Genomic DNA, 17,847 nt, shown 5'->3' with positions numbered 1-17,847 from the left:
ACGTTGTCCAACAAAATTCCACATATATGGAGAGGAGTTTATTACACTATGCGCTACGTTATCGTAACAGGAACTTCACAAGGTTTAGGTGAGGCAATCGCCGCGCAATTGTTAGAAGAAAACACGAGTATCATCTCTATTTCTAGAAGAGAAAATAAAGAGCTTACTAAACTCGCAGAACAATATAACAGCAATTGCATTTTCCATTCCTTAGATCTTCAAGATGTACATCATTTAGAAACTAACTTTAACGAAATCATTTCATCCATTAAAGAAGACAATGTATCTTCTATTCATTTAATTAATAATGCCGGTACAGTTGCACCTATGAAGCCGATTGAAAAAGCAGAAAGCGACCAATTCATTACGAACGTTCACATTAATTTACTTGCCCCTATGATTCTTACATCTACGTTCATGAAACATACGAAAGACTGGAAAGTAGATAAACGCGTTATTAACATTTCATCTGGTGCAGGAAAAAATCCTTACTTTGGCTGGGGCGCTTATTGTACAACGAAAGCTGGTGTAAATATGTTTACACAATGCGTAGCGACTGAAGAAGAGGCAAAAGAATATCCAGTAAAAATCGTCGCTTTTGCACCTGGTGTTGTTGATACAAATATGCAAGCACAAATTCGCGAAACAAATAAAGAAGACTTCATAAATTTAGACCGCTTCATCGCATTAAAAGAAGAAGGAAAGCTACTGTCACCTGAATATGTTGCGAAAGCAATTCGTAGCTTACTAGAAACAGAGGACTTCCCGCAAGGTGGGGTAATTAGAATTGATGAATAACAAAAAGGCACGCTATACTAGTGTGCCTTTTCATTCTACTTCTCTAAAAATATAAGTACAGACTCCATAATCTGTTCATAACCGATTTCTTGATAAATTTTATTCGATATTGGATTTGCCAGGTCAGTATATAATGTCGTTGTTTTGTAACCTTCATCTAACATACGTTGACTAAGTGCAGCTACACAATTTGATGCGTACCCTTTTTTCCGTTCTTCTTTCGGCGTATATACGAAATTAACTGTTATATTATTTGTAGTTGGTCTTGTTTTTGCAGCTACAGAGACTAATTTCCCGCCAATCTCCAGACCAAATAAACGGTTGGTAGTTATTAATGTATGCGCGGTTTGTTTCGCTTCCTCTTTCGTAGTAGGTAACTTCACGTCTTCGCAAAATTGATATATCCATTTTTCTATTAATGGTAGCTCATCACTATTTATCGTACGAAAAACCCCATCCTTGTTCCACTTCTTTACTCGTTTTAATTCATATACACCTTGCTCCATTCCAACTACCATTTTTTTCTGTTCTAATATCGCAATCTCTTCAGCTAACTTCTGTATGACTTTCTTATTACCAATGAAACCAGGAATATCCGGATACACTTTTGTTAACTCCTTTGCAAGTTCCACTATATCCTCTTCCGCAATTTCAGAAGTTGCAACAATCATTTGTTTCTCCACAGTTTGAAGAAATACAACTGCAATTTCTTCTCCTCGTTTCGCTACCGCCATAAATATCGGTTCTTGAACAACTTGTAAAACGCCTAATATTAAATTATTCGCCTGCTCATTCTTTTCTAAAAATGATGTAACATCTTCTTTAAAGCGAAGTATTTCTTCATATACGTGCAAATGAATCATCGACAATCTCTTCTCTCCATTTATATTTTAATTAAGTATTGGCGATTAATTCATTAAATCCTTCTTTTACGATTCAATAATATTTGAAACTAATGTGCTCAAATCATTTTCAGCATGCAAAACTCTCTTCTTTTCCTTCTCAAATATCTCTGCTTCTTTTCGAAAAGATTCTTTGCGTTTTTGAATCATACGCTCCATCTCTTTTTTACTCGGACCACCATATACATTTCTTTTTTGAATAAAAGCTTCTGGTGATATAATTTCTTTCCACTCTTCTTCTAATAAATTTACTCTTAACTTTTCTTGCAAGTACATATTTACTTCTTTGAAATGTAATTCATGTAATTCTTTCTTCTGCTGCATAGACATATTCGCAATCGTACTTGCTGCATGGTGTGCATGTCGAAAAGGTATTTCATAGTTTTTTGTTAAAACATCTGCGAAATCTGTAATCGTAATCGCGTGTTTATATGAACGGCTTTTTAACGTTTCCGCTTCTACTTTCATCGTTCGAATAACTGCGTTCATAATACAAAAAACACGAATCGCCTTTTCGATTCCTTTATATAAATACGGCTGCAAGTCATCCTCCGTATCGACAATATCGCCAAATGGTGTATTATGAATCATTTGAAATACAGTAAAGGCTTCCCCTAAAGCACTACTCGTAATAGCGCGGGCATGTTCAATTGAAACAGGATTTCGTTTTTGCGGCATAATACTACTTATTTGTACATATGGCTTTGCTACAGTAATCCCATCATATTCTTTCGTCGCTAATAGTAAAAAATCATGAATCCATCTACTTGTGTTCGTCATAATAACCATTAGCAACGAACTAATTTCTAATAAATAATCCGCCCCAGCGACAGCATCATATGAGTTCTCAATTACATTTGTAAATCCCAATAGCTGTGCCACTCGTTCTCGCTTAATCGGAAAACTTGTTGTAGAAAGGGCAGCTGCCCCCATTGGAGAATGATTTACAAGATGATACGCTTTTCTCGTTCGTTCTAAGTCTCTTTGCATCGTATCGTAAATTGCCAAAACATAATGACCAAATGTTGTTGGTTGCGCTGGTTGTGTATGTGTATACGCAGGCATAATTGTTTCCATATGTTCCTCAGCGAGCTCCAGCATACTTTCTTGCAGCAATAAATGATGTTCCATTAACTGTAATACATATTGCCGCAAACTCATGCGATACATCGTTACACCCATATCATTTCTACTCCTACCGATATGCATATTACTGACAAATTCACACTTTGCTTCTTGAGAAAGTAAATGTTCAACTAAGAAAAAAAGATCTTCATGTTGCTCTGTATATAGCAACTGATCCTTTGGAATTGCCCCTACCTTTTTAAGTGCTGTTAATATAACTTTCGCTTCTTCTCTTTTCATTAACTTTTCTTCAGTTAACATAATAATATGTGCCCTATGCACTTGAAACATATCTTTCAATAAATAATTGCGTTGAAAATCAAATACATGCTGTAATACACAATCCACATATGTTTTCCCAGGGAAATCAGCGCCTTCACTCTTTATAAACTCTTCTTTACTCTGTTTCATCACCTTTTCCCCTCTCACCTAAGTATTACTACCCATCATACCCAGGGATGGAAAAAAAGTGCTTGTACGTAAAAATAAACTCGGTGCTTATAGCACCGAGTTTATTTAATAAAAGTCGCATCATACTTATCACTTTGCAACACTTGGAAATGTAAATTTGCTAAATGTTTACGTATTTCAGCACTGTCATCTTCATTTAAATTATTTGCCAAGAAAACAATTTCTGTACAGTTTCCGCGTTTATCCATTGCATAAACTGCTTTAGTTACCGTCCATGGTGTATAACCATTCTTTTGCCCGGCATGCCTGAATGTTTTACGATATTTCTTCGCACTCATATCTGTTTCAACGATATTCGCCCACACTTTTTCTTCCGCTTCTGTAAGACCACCTTGATGATTGGCCTTTTGAAGCAGTACCATATAATCGTTAGCGGAAGCAGCCGGCAATCTATCCGACCAAATTTTATCATATCGTTCCTCTAAATAAAGAGGAATTTCCTTCTGTAATAATGGCCCCTTCTTTTTTAAGCGTTCGTGAATAATCATAGCATATTCACGATATTGCTCTTGAGACATTTCTTTTAACTTTTTCTCTATTTTATATTTTGGAACATGTAATTCTTTATGCAAATATCCCGGAATGTATAAAGATGAAACAATCGGAAATAGCGGTTGATGTGCAGGAAGCGCTAAACTTTGTAAATTTCGATTAATATTGTCTAATCCTAATACCTCCATTAAATATTCAGTATTTGCATTAGAACTAAACTTAACCATTCCTTTTGCAACTTCTTCTAAAGAAACCGCTCCTTCAGTTATCTTTTCTTTTTTTTGCAAATAATTTTGCCATCTATCTTGTGCACCACCATCTGTACTCGGCACATAATAACGATTCACATCATTAATTGAAACGAAACTAGACGGATCAATTTTCCCCTCTGTAACTTGTTTCGTATATTCAAGCGCCACAATTAACTTCATCGTACTAGCAACTGGCAATACAACATCTGGATTTACAGAATACACAACTTTATCATTTCTCTTTACCAGAAGAGCACTATTTTTTTCATCTTTATGTTCTTCAATAAAGGATGCTATGTACTGCGCATCATCATTATTTGAACTCCACACTTTTTTCACTAAAAAGTTACCCGATATCAGCAAAACAAAAATACCCAAAATCACTGCGCATACTATAGTTTTTTTCAAGTAACATTCCTCTCCTATTGTGTAACTCTTCTCTATTTATCTCTTAAAAACAAAATAATGGAGATGATTATTTAAATAATCATCTCCATTATTTTAACTTGTATGTTCCTATTATGTCTACGTCATAATTTTCACAAAATCTTCAAGAAACTTTTTATAATGTAATGACCAACCAATTCTCACCCAATTTTTCAATGCTTTCGCATCAGGTTGCGGGCGAAAATCAGCGATACTTTCTCCTTTTGCAACTCCAACCGTATCGACATCAACACGGCGATACACGTAATCTAAAAGAGATGGATTTGCCGCTACCATCATTGTAACAACGTCATGTACTGGATTACCTGTTATTTTGGGATTTAACTTTTTATAAGCTTTATAATAATACGTAAATATCGGTTCGATTAACTTATTAAAACTTGTTTTAGAGTGTTTCGTAATATATTTTACCATCTCTGGTGTAATAATTGCTTCGGATGTAACGTTAAGCGGCACTACTGTCACATTTTTCGCATTTTGCATAACTAATTGTGACGCAATAGGATCACCATGAAAATTCGCCTCTGCGACTGGTGTAACATTTCCAGGCATTAAGAACGCACCGCCCATTATATAATATTCTTTCACATACTTCATCATCGGTTTTTCTAAAATAAAAGCTGTTGCCAATGTTGTTGACCTACCAGCATCAACAATAATTAATTCTCCTTTATACTTTTCAAGAATATCGAAAAATGCACAAAAGGGTTTTATATTTGGTGAAAAAGCTTTTGGGGGTTTAATAGGTCCTAAGCCATCTACGCCGTGAATTTCTGGATAATACGTCACAAAATCACCAGACAAAGGTATTTTAGCACCATTAATAACAGGTATATCTTCCCTGCCAGCTATTTGCAATAAATACGCCGCATTACTCGTCGCCTTTTCCTGCGTTACATTCCCATATCCAGTTACGACTCCAACGATATCAATATCAGGATGCAACAATCCATACATAATTGCTAAAGAGTCATCAATTCCCGGGTCTCCCAAAAATAACACTTTTTTCATCGACCTCAACTCCATCCCCTCAGTTGTTATTAATTTATGAATAGCCATGGATATACAGAATAGAAAAGAACAAATTCACAAGAAAAACGTAGTCCTATATGGACTACGTTTTTCCTCTAACTTATACTGTTTTTCTTCACAGTACTCATACTTCCAATGATGTAAGCGATAAACGCCAAGCAAATTGGGAAAACAACTGTATGTATACCAAATGGATTAGGGAAGCAAAGATGAATTAACATATAGGAGCCTACTCCAACTAGAATAGATGCAAGAGCTCCAGTTGCATTTCCCTTTCTCCAATATAAACCTAGTACAATCGGCCAAATGAATGCCGCTTCTAAACCACCGAAGGAAAATAAATTTAACCATATTAAAAAATCTGGTGGCTTAATAGCTGCAGCATATACGAGTAATCCTACGATACCAGTAATCCATAGACTACCTTTCTTTATCGTACTATCTGCTGCATCTTTATTTATGTAATTCACATATATGTCCTTAATAATTGACGAACTTACAAGTAAAAGTAATGAGTTTACTGTAGACATTATCGCTGCCATTGGTGCAGCTAAGAAAATTCCAGCTAGCCAAGGTGGTAACACTTCCATCGCGAGTAGCGGCATCACTTTATCTGGTACCGTTATACCAGGAAGTACTACTCGTGCAAATACACCAGTTAAATGCATACCAATCATAATTGTACCAACGACAATCGTCCCAATGATAAGCGCTTGATGCATAGCTTTTGAATTTTTATAAGACATAGCACGCACACTAATTTGTGGTAACCCAACGACTCCGATTCCAATTAAAATCCAAAACGATGCCACATATGATTTCGTTAAACTGCCGTCTGCTCCGAATGGTGTAATTAAATTCGGATTAATTTGAATAAGTTCCTGCATAATCTTTTCAACTCCACCACCAGCAATGACAGTAGCAATTAAAATGATTGTTGTTCCGACTAACATAATGATTCCTAATAACGTATCTGATAAAGCAACTGCACGAAATCCACCAATTAGCACGTACACTAGTACAGAAAATGTAAATAAAAATAGTGCCGTTGTATAAGAAAGTCCTGTTAGTGACTCAATTAATCGTCCGCCGCCAACCCACTGGGCTACTGTTGCTGAGAACAAAAAGACTATAATACATAGCGCAGAAAGAACAACTACCGCTTTATTATTGTATCTGCCCTTCAAATAATCAATAAGAGTAATTGCTTCCATCTTCCTAGCGATAATAGCAAACTTTTTACCGATAACCGTTAAAACGATATATCCTGTTACAACTTGAATCGCTGATAACAACACCCATCCAAGACCCATATTGTAAGCAATACCAGGCCCGCCGATAAAGCTACTTGCACTACCGTACGTAGCAATCATTGTCATAGCTAATAATAAGCCGCCGAGCTCACGTCCACCAAGAAAATATTCTTGTAAAAATTTATTATTAGCGGTTGCTTGTACACGTCTTGATGCGTATACACCGATTAAAAACACAACGATAAAAGAAATTATCATTGGAATTATTACATACCAATTCATCTATCATTCCTCACTTTTTTCTTCCTCATCGAGTGAAATATCTTGAAATAAAAAACGAACAACTAAAATAAGCAAAATAACCATTACGATAAATCCAACGATACAGCTATAAAAAAACCACGCTGGAAAACCTAATACATATGTATATTCACTCGGATCCTTACTTCCAAGCCCATAAGCAAATCCATACCATATTATAAAATTAATAATAGCTAATCCAAGACCGATTAACGCTTCTCTATGGGCAACTCGAAAGCGTGGATCATCATGATAATTCTTCATTTTCTCCCCCCTCTCACGATGTATAATTGTACCACTGTTCTTCTAGTTTTTCCTACTAGAAAGCAAAAACAAGCAGGATTTTTTATATTCATATAGAAGATTTTCTTACATTACATATTTTTTACAATTGTAACACAAATGAAATTTGAATTTTCAGTATTTATTAATTATGATTTAAATTAGAGGCTTTCCATCTAGTTCCCACATCCTTGATTTCGGAATAAACGCCGTCTTGTACTGCGTTTACATTATATTTTCAAGGGGGTTATACAATGAGTCAACTAGCTGTAAATCTTCATGAAAAGGTAGAAAAGTTTCTTCAAGGTACAAAAAAGTTATATGTGAATGGATCTTTCATTGAAAGCGCTTCCGGTAAAACATTTAAAACACCTAACCCAGCAACCGGCGAAACACTTGCCGTCGTTTCTGAGGCTGGTCGCGAAGATATTCATAAAGCTGTTGTTGCAGCTCGCATGGCTTTTGACGAAGGTCCTTGGTCTCGCATGAGCACTGCTGAGCGAAGCCGTCTTATGTACAAGTTAGCTGATTTAATGGAAGAACATAAAGAAGAGCTTGCACAGCTCGAAACATTAGATAACGGAAAGCCAATCCGTGAAACAATGGCAGCAGACATACCACTTGCAATTGAACATATGCGCTATTATGCTGGCTGGGCTACGAAAATCGTCGGTCAAACAATTCCTGTTTCTGGTAATTACTTTAACTATACACGCCATGAGGCTGTTGGTGTCGTCGGTCAAATTATTCCTTGGAACTTCCCACTTCTTATGGCAATGTGGAAAATGGGAGCAGCGCTTGCTACAGGATGTACAATCGTTTTAAAACCTGCAGAACAAACTCCACTATCCGCTCTATACTTAGCTGAATTAATTGAAGAAGCTGGATTCCCGAAAGGTGTTATTAATATCGTTCCTGGATTCGGTGAATCAGCTGGACAAGCTCTTGTTACTCATCCACTCGTTGATAAAATTGCATTTACTGGCTCTACTCCAGTCGGTAAACAAATTATGCGACAAGCATCTGAATCATTGAAACGTGTTACTTTAGAGCTTGGCGGTAAATCACCGAACATTATTTTACCAAACGCCGACTTATCTCGCGCGATTCCTGGTGCACTTTCTGGTGTTATGTTTAACCAAGGACAAGTATGCTCTGCTGGATCACGCTTATTTGTTCCAAAGAAAATGTACGATAATGTCATGGCTGATCTCGTCCTTTATTCTAAAAAATTAAATCAAGGCGCTGGTCTAAGTCCAGAAACTACAATCGGTCCTCTCGTTTCCGAAGAACAACAAAAACGTGTAATGGGCTACATTGAAAAAGGGATTGAAGAAGGCGCTGAAGTACTTTGCGGAGGAAGTAATCCATTCGATCAAGGCTACTTCGTTTCTCCTACAGTATTCGCTGACGTAAATGACGAAATGACGATCGCAAAAGAAGAAATTTTCGGTCCAGTTATTTCTGCAATACCTTTTAACGATATTGATGAAGTAATTGAACGTGCAAATAAATCACAATTCGGCTTAGCGGCTGGTGTGTGGACAGAAAATGTTAAAACAGCACACTATGTTGCAAGTAAAGTACGTGCTGGCACTGTATGGGTAAACTGCTATAACGTCTTTGATGCAGCATCTCCATTTGGAGGATTTAAACAATCCGGCCTTGGCCGTGAAATGGGATCTTACGCATTAAATAACTATACAGAAGTGAAGAGCGTTTGGCTCAACTTAAACTAACGAAAAAGAACCTGACCTATCCGGTCAGGTTCTTTTCATTATGTATTCATTTAAACTTGCAATCCCCCGCTTACATTTAACACTTCTCCTGTAATATAGGAAGCGTATTCTGATGCTAAAAAGGCTGCAGCATTTGCAATATCTTCTGGCGTTCCAATTCTACCAATCGGAATCGCACCAACCATCTTTTCTTTTACTTTATCTGGTATCGTTTTTGTCATATCTGTATCCATAAATCCTGGACAAATCGCATTACAAGTAATACCGAAACTCCCAACCTCTTTCGCTGCTGTTTTTGTTAAGCCTACAACACCTGCTTTTGTAGCTGCATAATTTGCTTGTCCTATGTTTCCTTCTCTACTAATTGAAGATATATTAATAATACGCCCATATCCTTGCTGCCTCATATAAAGAAGTGCTGGCTGCATACAATAAAAAACGCCTGTTAAATTAACTTGTAATACTTGCTCCCAAGCAGACTTCTCCATCTTATGTAACATTGCATCTCTTGTAACCCCAGCGTTATTCACTAAAATATGTAGTGTACCAAATTTTTGAACCGCATATTCAATTAACGACTTCGCTTCATTTTGATTGCTCACATCACATCGATATAAGCTCACTTCATATCCTTCATCCAATAACTCACGTGTCGTTTTTTGTAGCTTCTCTTCATTTACATCACTAATTAATACTTTAGCCCCTAGTTTTGCAAAAACTCGTGCAATTTCTTTTCCAATTCCCTGCGCAGCACCTGTTACAACTGCTGTTTTTCCATTTAACAAGTCCATCCCTATCCCCCATTTCTATTAGCTATACTGTATATTTCGGCTCTATGCTTTCCAAATCCTCTTTGTATAAAAAAGTCTATTTGTGTCAAACTAACTTTGCAACGCCGCATAAAGTGAAACTTTAATCAGTGGGGATTTTGTTCATCCCCCGCTGATTATTAGCCCTCACCAATCGGGCATTTACGGGCAGTTAATCTCCCACCTAGCTTCTTTGTTCCATCTGAATTTTGAGGTGGGAGTTTTACTAACCGTTTATGCGGGATAAAACACAAGGAGATTGTGTCGAATGAAAAACAAAAATGTAAACCGAAACAAATCTGCTGATGGCATTGATGTTGAGTTCTCTCGCGAGCTCGCTGACCACAATGACTTAGAAGCAAACGCACGTGCAAATGCCGCTGATGCACGTCAAAAACGCCAGTCATCAGAAAAATAAGGCACTACAACGTTCCTTATTCTTTTCAACAGGGACCTACTACCCGAAAAATAAACCGAGAGCTACTCTCGGTTTATTTTTTATATTTTTTTATATAATGTGCCAAAGCGAGCAACGGATATATATGTCCGTAACTATGATACCGAATATAAAAGCCACCCGGTAACCCTGTACCAGTAGGATATTTTTCATTCATAGTAGGCTGCGCAAGCAAATATGAAATTCCTTTTCGAATAATTGGTGTTTCTTGATCATAGTAAGAAATGAGTGCATCAAGCGCCCACGCTGTTTGTGACGGCGTGCTAAAAGGTAAAGAAATAAATTTTTTCTCTACACTACTTTGACAGGATTCTCCCCACCCTCCGTCTTCATGCTGCAAATGCTCGAGCCATGAAGCTGCTTTTTTCAACGATGGATGATTAGAAGGCACTCCTAATGCACGTAAGCCTGTCATTGCTGCCCATGTACCGTATATATAGCATATCCCCCATTTCCCATACCATGACCCATTCGACTCTTGTACATCCATTAACCATTTGACTGCTTTCTTTTTTTTCTCTTCAGACAATTCATTCGGCGCATACGTTCCGAAAAACTCTAACACCCTACCTGTAATATCTGGTGTAGACGGATCAGTTATCATATCACTCGCATTTTCAATCGGTAAATTCGCTAGTAACTTGCTCGTTACCTCTCGTTCAAAAGCTCCCCAGCCTCCATCATTGTTTTGCAATCCTTTTATCCATCCGACGCCTCTATCCCATGCACCATCTACTTTACTATTCCCTCTACTTCGCGCTAACGCTCTAAGAGCAGCTGTTGTATCGTCTACATCAGGGATCGTCGTATTCACATCTGAAAATCCCCAGCCGCCAGCTATAATGGACGGTGCGTGTACACTCCAATCCATTTTCTTAGCTTGTTGTCTTTGTAGTAAATATTCCGTCGCCTTTTGAATCATCTTATTTTCTTTTATTACATTAGCTTCTTGCAATGAATAGCTAAGTAAAGCGGTATCCCATACGGTAGAAGGAGAATTTTGCAAATGACTTCCTCTGTCCATCTTCCATATATAAGATTTTAATCCTATCACAGCTTTCTCAATAATTGGAGACTGCATAGAGTGCCCTAATGCAAGCAAAGCATAAATCATATAAAACGTAGCACTCGCGTAACTATATAATGTTCCATTTTCATCTATACGCTCCTTCATAAAGCGCTCTACTTCTTCGTATCCTTTATGATGTAACGATAATGGATAAGATATCACCTTTTTCACATCACCTAAAAACGATTGAAACAGCGGAGACCGCTCCTCTCGAAACCAGTGCCCACCCCCGCCTGCAATATGATTTAAATTTGGCAATAACTTTTTCTCTACACTGAATCTCTTATTCATACAAATCATCATCGGAATTAAATGTATACGTGCTGAGCTGCTTAGCCCAAATATACTGAGGGGGGAGTCATCTTGTAAAAATAATATTGGTGTTGGAAAGTGAAAAAGCGCAGGAAATTCATATTCTCCATGAATCGCTAATAAAAATTTCGTCATAAAATGGGCACGAGAAACTCCTCCGTGTTCCTTAATAAACATTTCAGCACGCCTCATATTCATATCGTCTTTCGAATATTTTTCCGAAGCAAGTAAAGCAGCATATGCTTGAATCGTCGCGGATAAATTCCCTCCCTTTTCATCTTCGTATAATTTCCAAGTCCCTTCATTTGTTTGAAGAGATGCTAACCTTTTCACAAACGGCTCTATTTCGTCATTTCGCCCTAATAATTTGAGTAAAAAAATCATGTGACAATCCGTTAGCAATGCTCCTTCAAAACAAAATGACCACGTTCCGTCTTGCCTTTGCATCGTTTGAAGTGCAGTCGTTCTCCGCTCTATCTCCTCACGCACTTTGTCATATAGTAGCACACCGCTCACCCACCCTTTCTAAGTCCGTATACGATATTCGAAAAGCTAGCTAAATATGTATGAAAACAAAGAAAAGCAGAACGTGTATTACACATTCTGCTTACAAACAATACCCAACCCCGACAACAATTCCTAATAGTGCACCAACAACAACTTGATACGGTGTATGTCCAACGAGCTCATTTAACTTTTTATATTCTGTTTGTCTACCATGAAAAAAATCATTCAATATTTTCGCTTGCTTACTTACCGCAAGCCTTACTCCTGAAGCATCGTACATAACAATAATGGCAAAAATAGCGGCAACCGCAAATATTGGACTCTCCACCCCTTCCACCACTCCGACACCTGTAGCAAGTGCAGTAACAGTCGAAGCATGCGAACTTGGCATTCCACCTGAAGCGAAAAACTTAGCAAAATCAAACTCACCTGTTTTTATTAATTTAAAAACAACTTTCGTTAACTGTGCTAAAAACCAAGAAATTACAGCTGCTATAAGTGGGTCATTATGTAAAATTGTTTCCATGTTTTTCAGCTCCTCACTGACTATAATGGAATTTCTATATAATATAAGTATAAAGAAAAATGCGTAGAAAATACTACGCATTATGATACTTTTGCTGATTTATTTTTAATAAATTTCGGTTGTTTCTGTAATAGAAACTTTGTTTTTGCCATTGAAAAGACAAATAAAGCAACCCATATACAGAAAAACGCAATCATATGAGTAGATGTGAAATGTTCACCAAAAACGAACACACCTAAAATTAAACTAATAGTCGGCGCGATGTATTGTAAAAATCCTATCATATAGAGCGGAATAAGTTGTGCCCCTTTAGCAAAATAAAAGAGTGGTAATGCTGTAACAATACCCGCACCTATTAAAAGAAACGTTGATACTGCCGAAATAGAACCGAACGAACCGAAACCATGCACTCCTGTCATAAACAAATATATAAGTGCAAATGGCGTCACTAACATCGTTTCCATCGTAAGCCCGATTGTTGCGTCGTAATTTAATAATTTTTTCGTTAATCCATATAATCCAAATGAAAAAGCAAGTGAAAGAGAAACCCATGGAATTGATCCGAAACGTACCGTTAAAATAACAACACCTAATCCAGCTAAACCGACCGCAACATATTGCCAAAAATTCAGCTTCTCTTTTAAAACAACTGTACCAAGTAAAATACTTATAAGTGGATTAATATAATACCCAAGACTCGCTTCGATTACATGGTTATGATTTACTGCCCATATGTATACAAACCAGTTTCCACTAATAAGTACCGAAGCAATTGTTAATGACATTAATAATTTAGGTCGTTTAAAAAGGGCCACTAACTCCCCACCAAACTGACGAAATCTCTTTGTTACTCCTAAAACTAACAACATAAAAACAAATGCCCAAACGATGCGATGCGCTAATATTTCATCTGCCGGTACTTCCTCCACCCATTTCCAATAAATCGGAAGGACTCCCCACATCGTATACGCACCCGCCGCATATATAATCCCCTGCTTTTGTTGTGCTGCTTGACTCCCCATCTTCCCTGTTCTCCTCTTCTCTTTTTTTCTTCATTATAAGGTCTCACATGCTTACTTTACCAATATTCAATCTGCATTTCTTTCGACATTCCTCTTACAAATCCCTTATATGTATAAAAACACTCCTACTGTTATAATCACGAGCACTGGAATACCGAAGATAAATTTACTTTTATGTGTCTTATGATGAAACATATACATACCAATCCAAGCTCCAACCGCTCCTCCAGCTACAGCTGATAAAAATAACGTACTTTCTGGCGTTCTCCACTGCTTTTTCTTTGCTTTTCGCTTATCAAGCCCCATCATACTAAATGCTATAACGTTGATAATAATAAAATAAATCCATTTCATCTCTTTCTCTCCCTTAAAAAATTCGCTTTATTGTAACACGAAAAAACCACGCAGGCGAGTAGCCTGCATGGTTTTATACTTCAGTCTCATGATTTTCTTGTTCTTTTTGTTCTTCCATTTGTTGCTCTGCAATCTCCGCTGAAATCATTCCATAATAAATTTCTGGATATAATCCAAATATTTGATATACACTCCCTAAAAACGGCATCGGAATCCCTCTTTTCTAAAGTTGTATTGCCATTCTTAAGGATTCCCTTTTCGCTCATTATACATTCGTTTTTGGTGCTTCTTCTTCATCGTGAACATGTAATACATTTTGCCATTTTTTATAAGGTGCACTATTTGGATCTACATACCCTTTCGCATACGAACGATCCCACAATTGCTTAATAAACATCTCTTTTTCTTTCTTCGCAACCATATCCGCGCCTGTTCCGTAGTAATTTTGGAAATACAACTCAATTTCATCAAGGAATAATCTTAACAACTCGTCGGATGTTTCTTCTAACGTCGGGTCATATTTCGCCTCACGGTCATACATTAAAATCATATCTAAAATATTATGGACATGCTCTTTACGAAGCCATCTAATATCTTGAGCACCTAATACAAATGGATGTGTATATAAATGTCCACCTTGTATCATCGCTTTGTCTTGTTCTTCTTCAAACCTGGACAAGATGTTTTCATAAATGAACGGATTATGAAGCAACGCTCTGTGCAACTTATAACTTTCGCTTGAAATATTTTTCCCCATCGACTGGATTAAAAAGCTACGGCCGACACCGTTATATTGATACACGAATTGTCCATCCACAGCAACTAAACTAATCCAGCGGTACATATACGCGTATAGAAGAGCACGATTACATTTATCGTAATCTAACTTCGTTTGCGTTGCATTCAAGTCTGGCATAAAGGCTGGCAAATGCCAATATTTATCTAAATGCGGCGTCAAACTAGATTTTTTACTATTTAATTTGTTCACGCGGCGATAATACGATTGGAAGTAATCACCTTTATCATTCATAAAACCATTTGAAATATGCCCAGATGAAAGCTTAGGAAAATCTTGTAGCGATAATCCGTAATGAGCACGATAACAAATCACTTCAAATGGTGAAAACGTCTCGTTTACCGTATCTTTTTCTTTGAACATTTCTTGCAATAACTCTTCTTGCAATTCTTGTTTTAAAGATGGATGTACGCCCCAATATTGTAATTCCCTGTGATGAGAAACTTTCGGAACGAACGGACTTGCTAAATGGAAGAGATCTTCAATTTTTTCACGAACGTATTCATCACGATCACGCTTCTTGAAATCTGCTTCTTTTCGCAATGCTTCAACGATATTAAGCTCTAATTTGTCACGATAGCGCACTTGAAGTTCGTCATAACAATAACTCAATATATGTTCACGATAGAAGTCTTCAACCTTTTTCGACTGAATTTCTTCGGCCTTCGCATCACGACAATATTCCCCGTACAAGCTCATATAAATTTCTGCTGATATATCTTTCGGTAATACACCTAAATTTAAATGTTGCTGCATATCTTGCCAAATCTTTTCTTGTAATTTCTCTTCAGCTAATACGTATACATTCGTCGGGTTCGTTTTCCCCTCAAATTCTTTGCTTCGCTTTTGAATTTCAAACAATAAATTTTCACGTGTTTCGTGTAAGTTATCAAAAAACCTTTCCCAATATTGAATCATTTTATCAACTGCTTGGTATAGCGATTGATACACGAGTTCTAGCAACATCTCTTTACGATACTCACTTAATTTGTGTACGTACTGCGTTACAATATCTTCAAATTCTTTTTTAAACAAACGCTGCTGATTATTAATCATTTTTCCAAACCAGCCTTGTTGCTGCGCGATTTCTACTCGGCGAACAGCTGTTACCGTTCCATCAATATTACTCACATTAAATTTCTTATCGTAGTTTTGAATTAAATTACGCTTTTGTTCATTATTTTCATGTAGTCGATTCATCTTCTCTACTAACTGCTTACGAATTTCATACAGCATGAAACGTGCTGCAACTGGATGAACTGGATCCGTTTTCTTTAAAAACCATGTATTTAATTGGTAAGACTGTCCTTCTGAGCCACTCGGTATAAAGCGGTCTGATTCGACCATATCATATAAAAGTGTAGTCACATGCTCATGTACACGACTTGGAATCGCATAAGCATATAAACGCACCGCATGATCAACTCTCGCTACTTCACCCTTCATTTGTTCCATTATTTTAAGTTTCGCAGCTGATATTTTGCACTCATGCTGCAGGCGGTTTAATTCTTCATCTTTTTGCACTGTACGGTGTACATAGCTTTCAACAGCCTCTAAAAACAACTTAGACTTTGCGACACCGACCTTACCGCCCTCTGCTCCTTCACGCGTTTCATTGAACATTTGTCTATAAAAAATATGGGCCTGCTCTGGACGAGTAGCAAGATGCTCTAAATCTTCTAAATAACTTTTCCCGCGCTCTGGCTTTTCACGCTGCATACCACGTTTGACATCTTGGTCGTATCTTTGCTTCTTTTCTTGAAACAGTTGATCTAAATGAAGCCAAGACTCATCTAAACCTTGAACCGCCCATTTTAAAGCACAATATTTCAAAACGTGCTCATACGGATAAATAAGTTTCGCCGTTCCTGCCCCACAATATCTACCTTTCCCGCTCGATTCTGCCAATTGCTGAATTTGATTATCTTCTTGTGCAAAATGATTTGCAGACATTGGACTAAATAACTGTAAATGAATTGTATTTGCCATTTGCTCCATATAATCTGATAAATTGTGCAAATGGTGCCCATGTAAATTTTCATAATCATATAAGAAGCAATAATTGTACGGTAAATGATGCTGCTTTATCGTATGATTCGTTCTTCCATCTTCATCCACTTGATCAGGACGATATTCTAATTCAATCGTTACGCCGCCTCGTTTTGATAATTCACCAGTCGACCCCAGCGTAATAGCGTGCAACTCTTTTAACGATGCGTAACCATTCGCTTGCACAGTTTCAAACTCTTTCGCACTAACCGTTCTCGTCTTCACTAAAACATCTGGCATTAAAAACGCACCGCGAATTAAAATGTTATGATGCTGCAATTTCTTCCGGAGCATCTCACGCAAATATAATGCGATTTGTAAAAACATCCCTGAACCTGTTCCGCCAGCTAGTGATGTTACAATAATGACACGTACACCATATTCGGTCTGATCACTTGTAACTGGAAAAATCTTCTCTATTTCTTGCCAAAACGATGTGAGTTTATCTTCTTTCATCGCAGCACGTAACGCTAACCGTGAAATGACGCGTAACTGTCCAGCCCCTTCTGTTAACGGTTTATCAAGTATAGTCGGGTCCATCGGAAACCACTCTGGAATCGTTGGATCTCCCGCAATATACTCTCTCGGTGTTTTACTCGAGCTCGTTTGCGTCTTAAACTTCCGAATATGATCAAATTTACTCAATGTATTCACATCTGTATCAAATACATGCATCGCTACCTTTTTACGACGCTCCTCAGGTAATCTTTCATATATTTGATGTGTGACAGTACTACCGATTCCACCTAAGCCAATTAAAATTGTTGGAACTTGTAATGTCATGTGAACCACCTTCCTATTCTTGCTTGTTTGAAAAGAGAGGGGAAAGAACACTAAGACCCCTCCTCTTTTCC

General features: G+C 37.3%; 16 protein-coding genes. 3 read left to right on the top strand and 13 right to left on the bottom strand.

Annotation, left to right across the window (positions count from 1 at the left end):
* Window positions 1–48 precede the first annotated feature (48 nt).
* Window positions 49–798: a (S)-benzoin forming benzil reductase gene (locus tag SJY24_RS12870; RefSeq protein WP_377864879.1), complete on the top strand. Its 750-nt coding sequence runs from the start codon at window positions 49–51 to the stop codon at window positions 796–798.
* Window positions 799–833: 35 nt separating this feature from the next.
* Here SJY24_RS12870 and SJY24_RS12865 read toward each other — a convergent pair whose 3' ends face one another.
* The 6 genes from SJY24_RS12865 to SJY24_RS12840 form a co-directional block, all read right to left on the bottom strand.
* Window positions 834–1,661 carry a GNAT family N-acetyltransferase gene (locus tag SJY24_RS12865; protein ID WP_377867246.1) on the bottom strand — a complete coding sequence of 276 codons (828 nt, stop codon included), beginning with the start codon at window positions 1,659–1,661 and terminating at the stop codon, window positions 834–836.
* A gap of 66 nt (window positions 1,662–1,727) precedes the next feature.
* Window positions 1,728–3,236 carry an argininosuccinate lyase gene (gene argH, locus SJY24_RS12860; protein WP_377864878.1) on the bottom strand — a complete coding sequence of 503 codons (1,509 nt, stop codon included), beginning with the start codon at window positions 3,234–3,236 and terminating at the stop codon, window positions 1,728–1,730.
* 101 nt (window positions 3,237–3,337) lie between these two features.
* The gene (locus SJY24_RS12855; protein WP_098270925.1) at window positions 3,338–4,447 is read right to left on the bottom strand and encodes a serine hydrolase; all 1,110 of its coding nucleotides are present in this window, start codon (window positions 4,445–4,447) and stop codon (window positions 3,338–3,340) included.
* A 117-nt stretch (window positions 4,448–4,564) separates the two neighbouring features.
* Window positions 4,565–5,497 (bottom strand): nucleoside hydrolase, encoded by a 933-nt coding sequence (locus tag SJY24_RS12850; protein ID WP_377864877.1) that lies wholly within the window; start codon window positions 5,495–5,497, stop codon window positions 4,565–4,567.
* 116 nt (window positions 5,498–5,613) lie between these two features.
* The gene (gene panF, locus SJY24_RS12845) at window positions 5,614–7,053 is read right to left on the bottom strand and encodes a sodium/pantothenate symporter (protein ID WP_377864876.1); all 1,440 of its coding nucleotides are present in this window, start codon (window positions 7,051–7,053) and stop codon (window positions 5,614–5,616) included.
* A gap of 3 nt (window positions 7,054–7,056) precedes the next feature.
* Complete coding sequence (locus SJY24_RS12840; RefSeq protein WP_002014357.1) at window positions 7,057–7,335, bottom strand: YhdT family protein; 279 nt, start codon at window positions 7,333–7,335, stop codon at window positions 7,057–7,059.
* A 272-nt stretch (window positions 7,336–7,607) separates the two neighbouring features.
* On the opposite strand from SJY24_RS12840, the gene dhaS reads away from it, so the two are divergent.
* Window positions 7,608–9,092, top strand: coding sequence for an aldehyde dehydrogenase DhaS (gene dhaS, locus SJY24_RS12835; protein WP_377864875.1), 1,485 nt, complete (start codon window positions 7,608–7,610; stop codon window positions 9,090–9,092).
* 50 nt (window positions 9,093–9,142) lie between these two features.
* Here dhaS and fabG read toward each other — a convergent pair whose 3' ends face one another.
* Window positions 9,143–9,883, bottom strand: a complete 741-nt coding sequence (fabG, locus tag SJY24_RS12830) for a 3-oxoacyl-ACP reductase FabG (protein WP_377864874.1) — start codon at window positions 9,881–9,883, stop codon at window positions 9,143–9,145.
* Between the two features lie 286 nt (window positions 9,884–10,169).
* Between fabG and SJY24_RS12825 the strand changes: the two genes are divergently transcribed.
* Window positions 10,170–10,319, top strand: a complete 150-nt coding sequence (locus SJY24_RS12825; protein WP_000792006.1) for a YfhD family protein — start codon at window positions 10,170–10,172, stop codon at window positions 10,317–10,319.
* Between the two features lie 73 nt (window positions 10,320–10,392).
* Here the strand turns inward: SJY24_RS12825 and SJY24_RS12820 are convergent, their stop codons facing one another.
* The 6 genes from SJY24_RS12820 to SJY24_RS12795 form a co-directional block, all read right to left on the bottom strand.
* A complete protein-coding gene (locus SJY24_RS12820) occupies window positions 10,393–12,246 on the bottom strand; it encodes a terpene cyclase/mutase family protein (RefSeq protein ID WP_377864873.1) in 1,854 nt (617 codons plus the stop codon).
* A 100-nt stretch (window positions 12,247–12,346) separates the two neighbouring features.
* Window positions 12,347–12,772: a divergent PAP2 family protein gene (locus SJY24_RS12815; RefSeq protein ID WP_002111092.1), complete on the bottom strand. Its 426-nt coding sequence runs from the start codon at window positions 12,770–12,772 to the stop codon at window positions 12,347–12,349.
* A gap of 80 nt (window positions 12,773–12,852) precedes the next feature.
* Window positions 12,853–13,794 carry an EamA family transporter RarD gene (gene rarD / locus SJY24_RS12810; RefSeq protein WP_377864872.1) on the bottom strand — a complete coding sequence of 314 codons (942 nt, stop codon included), beginning with the start codon at window positions 13,792–13,794 and terminating at the stop codon, window positions 12,853–12,855.
* A 105-nt stretch (window positions 13,795–13,899) separates the two neighbouring features.
* Window positions 13,900–14,148, bottom strand: coding sequence for a DUF1294 domain-containing protein (locus tag SJY24_RS12805; protein WP_377864871.1), 249 nt, complete (start codon window positions 14,146–14,148; stop codon window positions 13,900–13,902).
* A 73-nt stretch (window positions 14,149–14,221) separates the two neighbouring features.
* The gene (locus SJY24_RS12800; RefSeq protein ID WP_001116171.1) at window positions 14,222–14,356 is read right to left on the bottom strand and encodes a hypothetical protein; all 135 of its coding nucleotides are present in this window, start codon (window positions 14,354–14,356) and stop codon (window positions 14,222–14,224) included.
* 57 nt (window positions 14,357–14,413) lie between these two features.
* Window positions 14,414–17,776, bottom strand: coding sequence for a tubulin-like doman-containing protein (locus tag SJY24_RS12795; RefSeq protein ID WP_377864870.1), 3,363 nt, complete (start codon window positions 17,774–17,776; stop codon window positions 14,414–14,416).
* Window positions 17,777–17,847 lie beyond the last annotated feature (71 nt).

This window comes from Bacillus sp. R86525, assembly GCF_042466195.1.
Classification (GTDB): domain Bacteria; phylum Bacillota; class Bacilli; order Bacillales; family Bacillaceae_G; genus Bacillus_A; species Bacillus_A nitratireducens.
The sequence above is the reverse complement of the archived record's forward strand: the minus strand, read 5'-3'. Positions and strand labels throughout refer to the sequence as shown.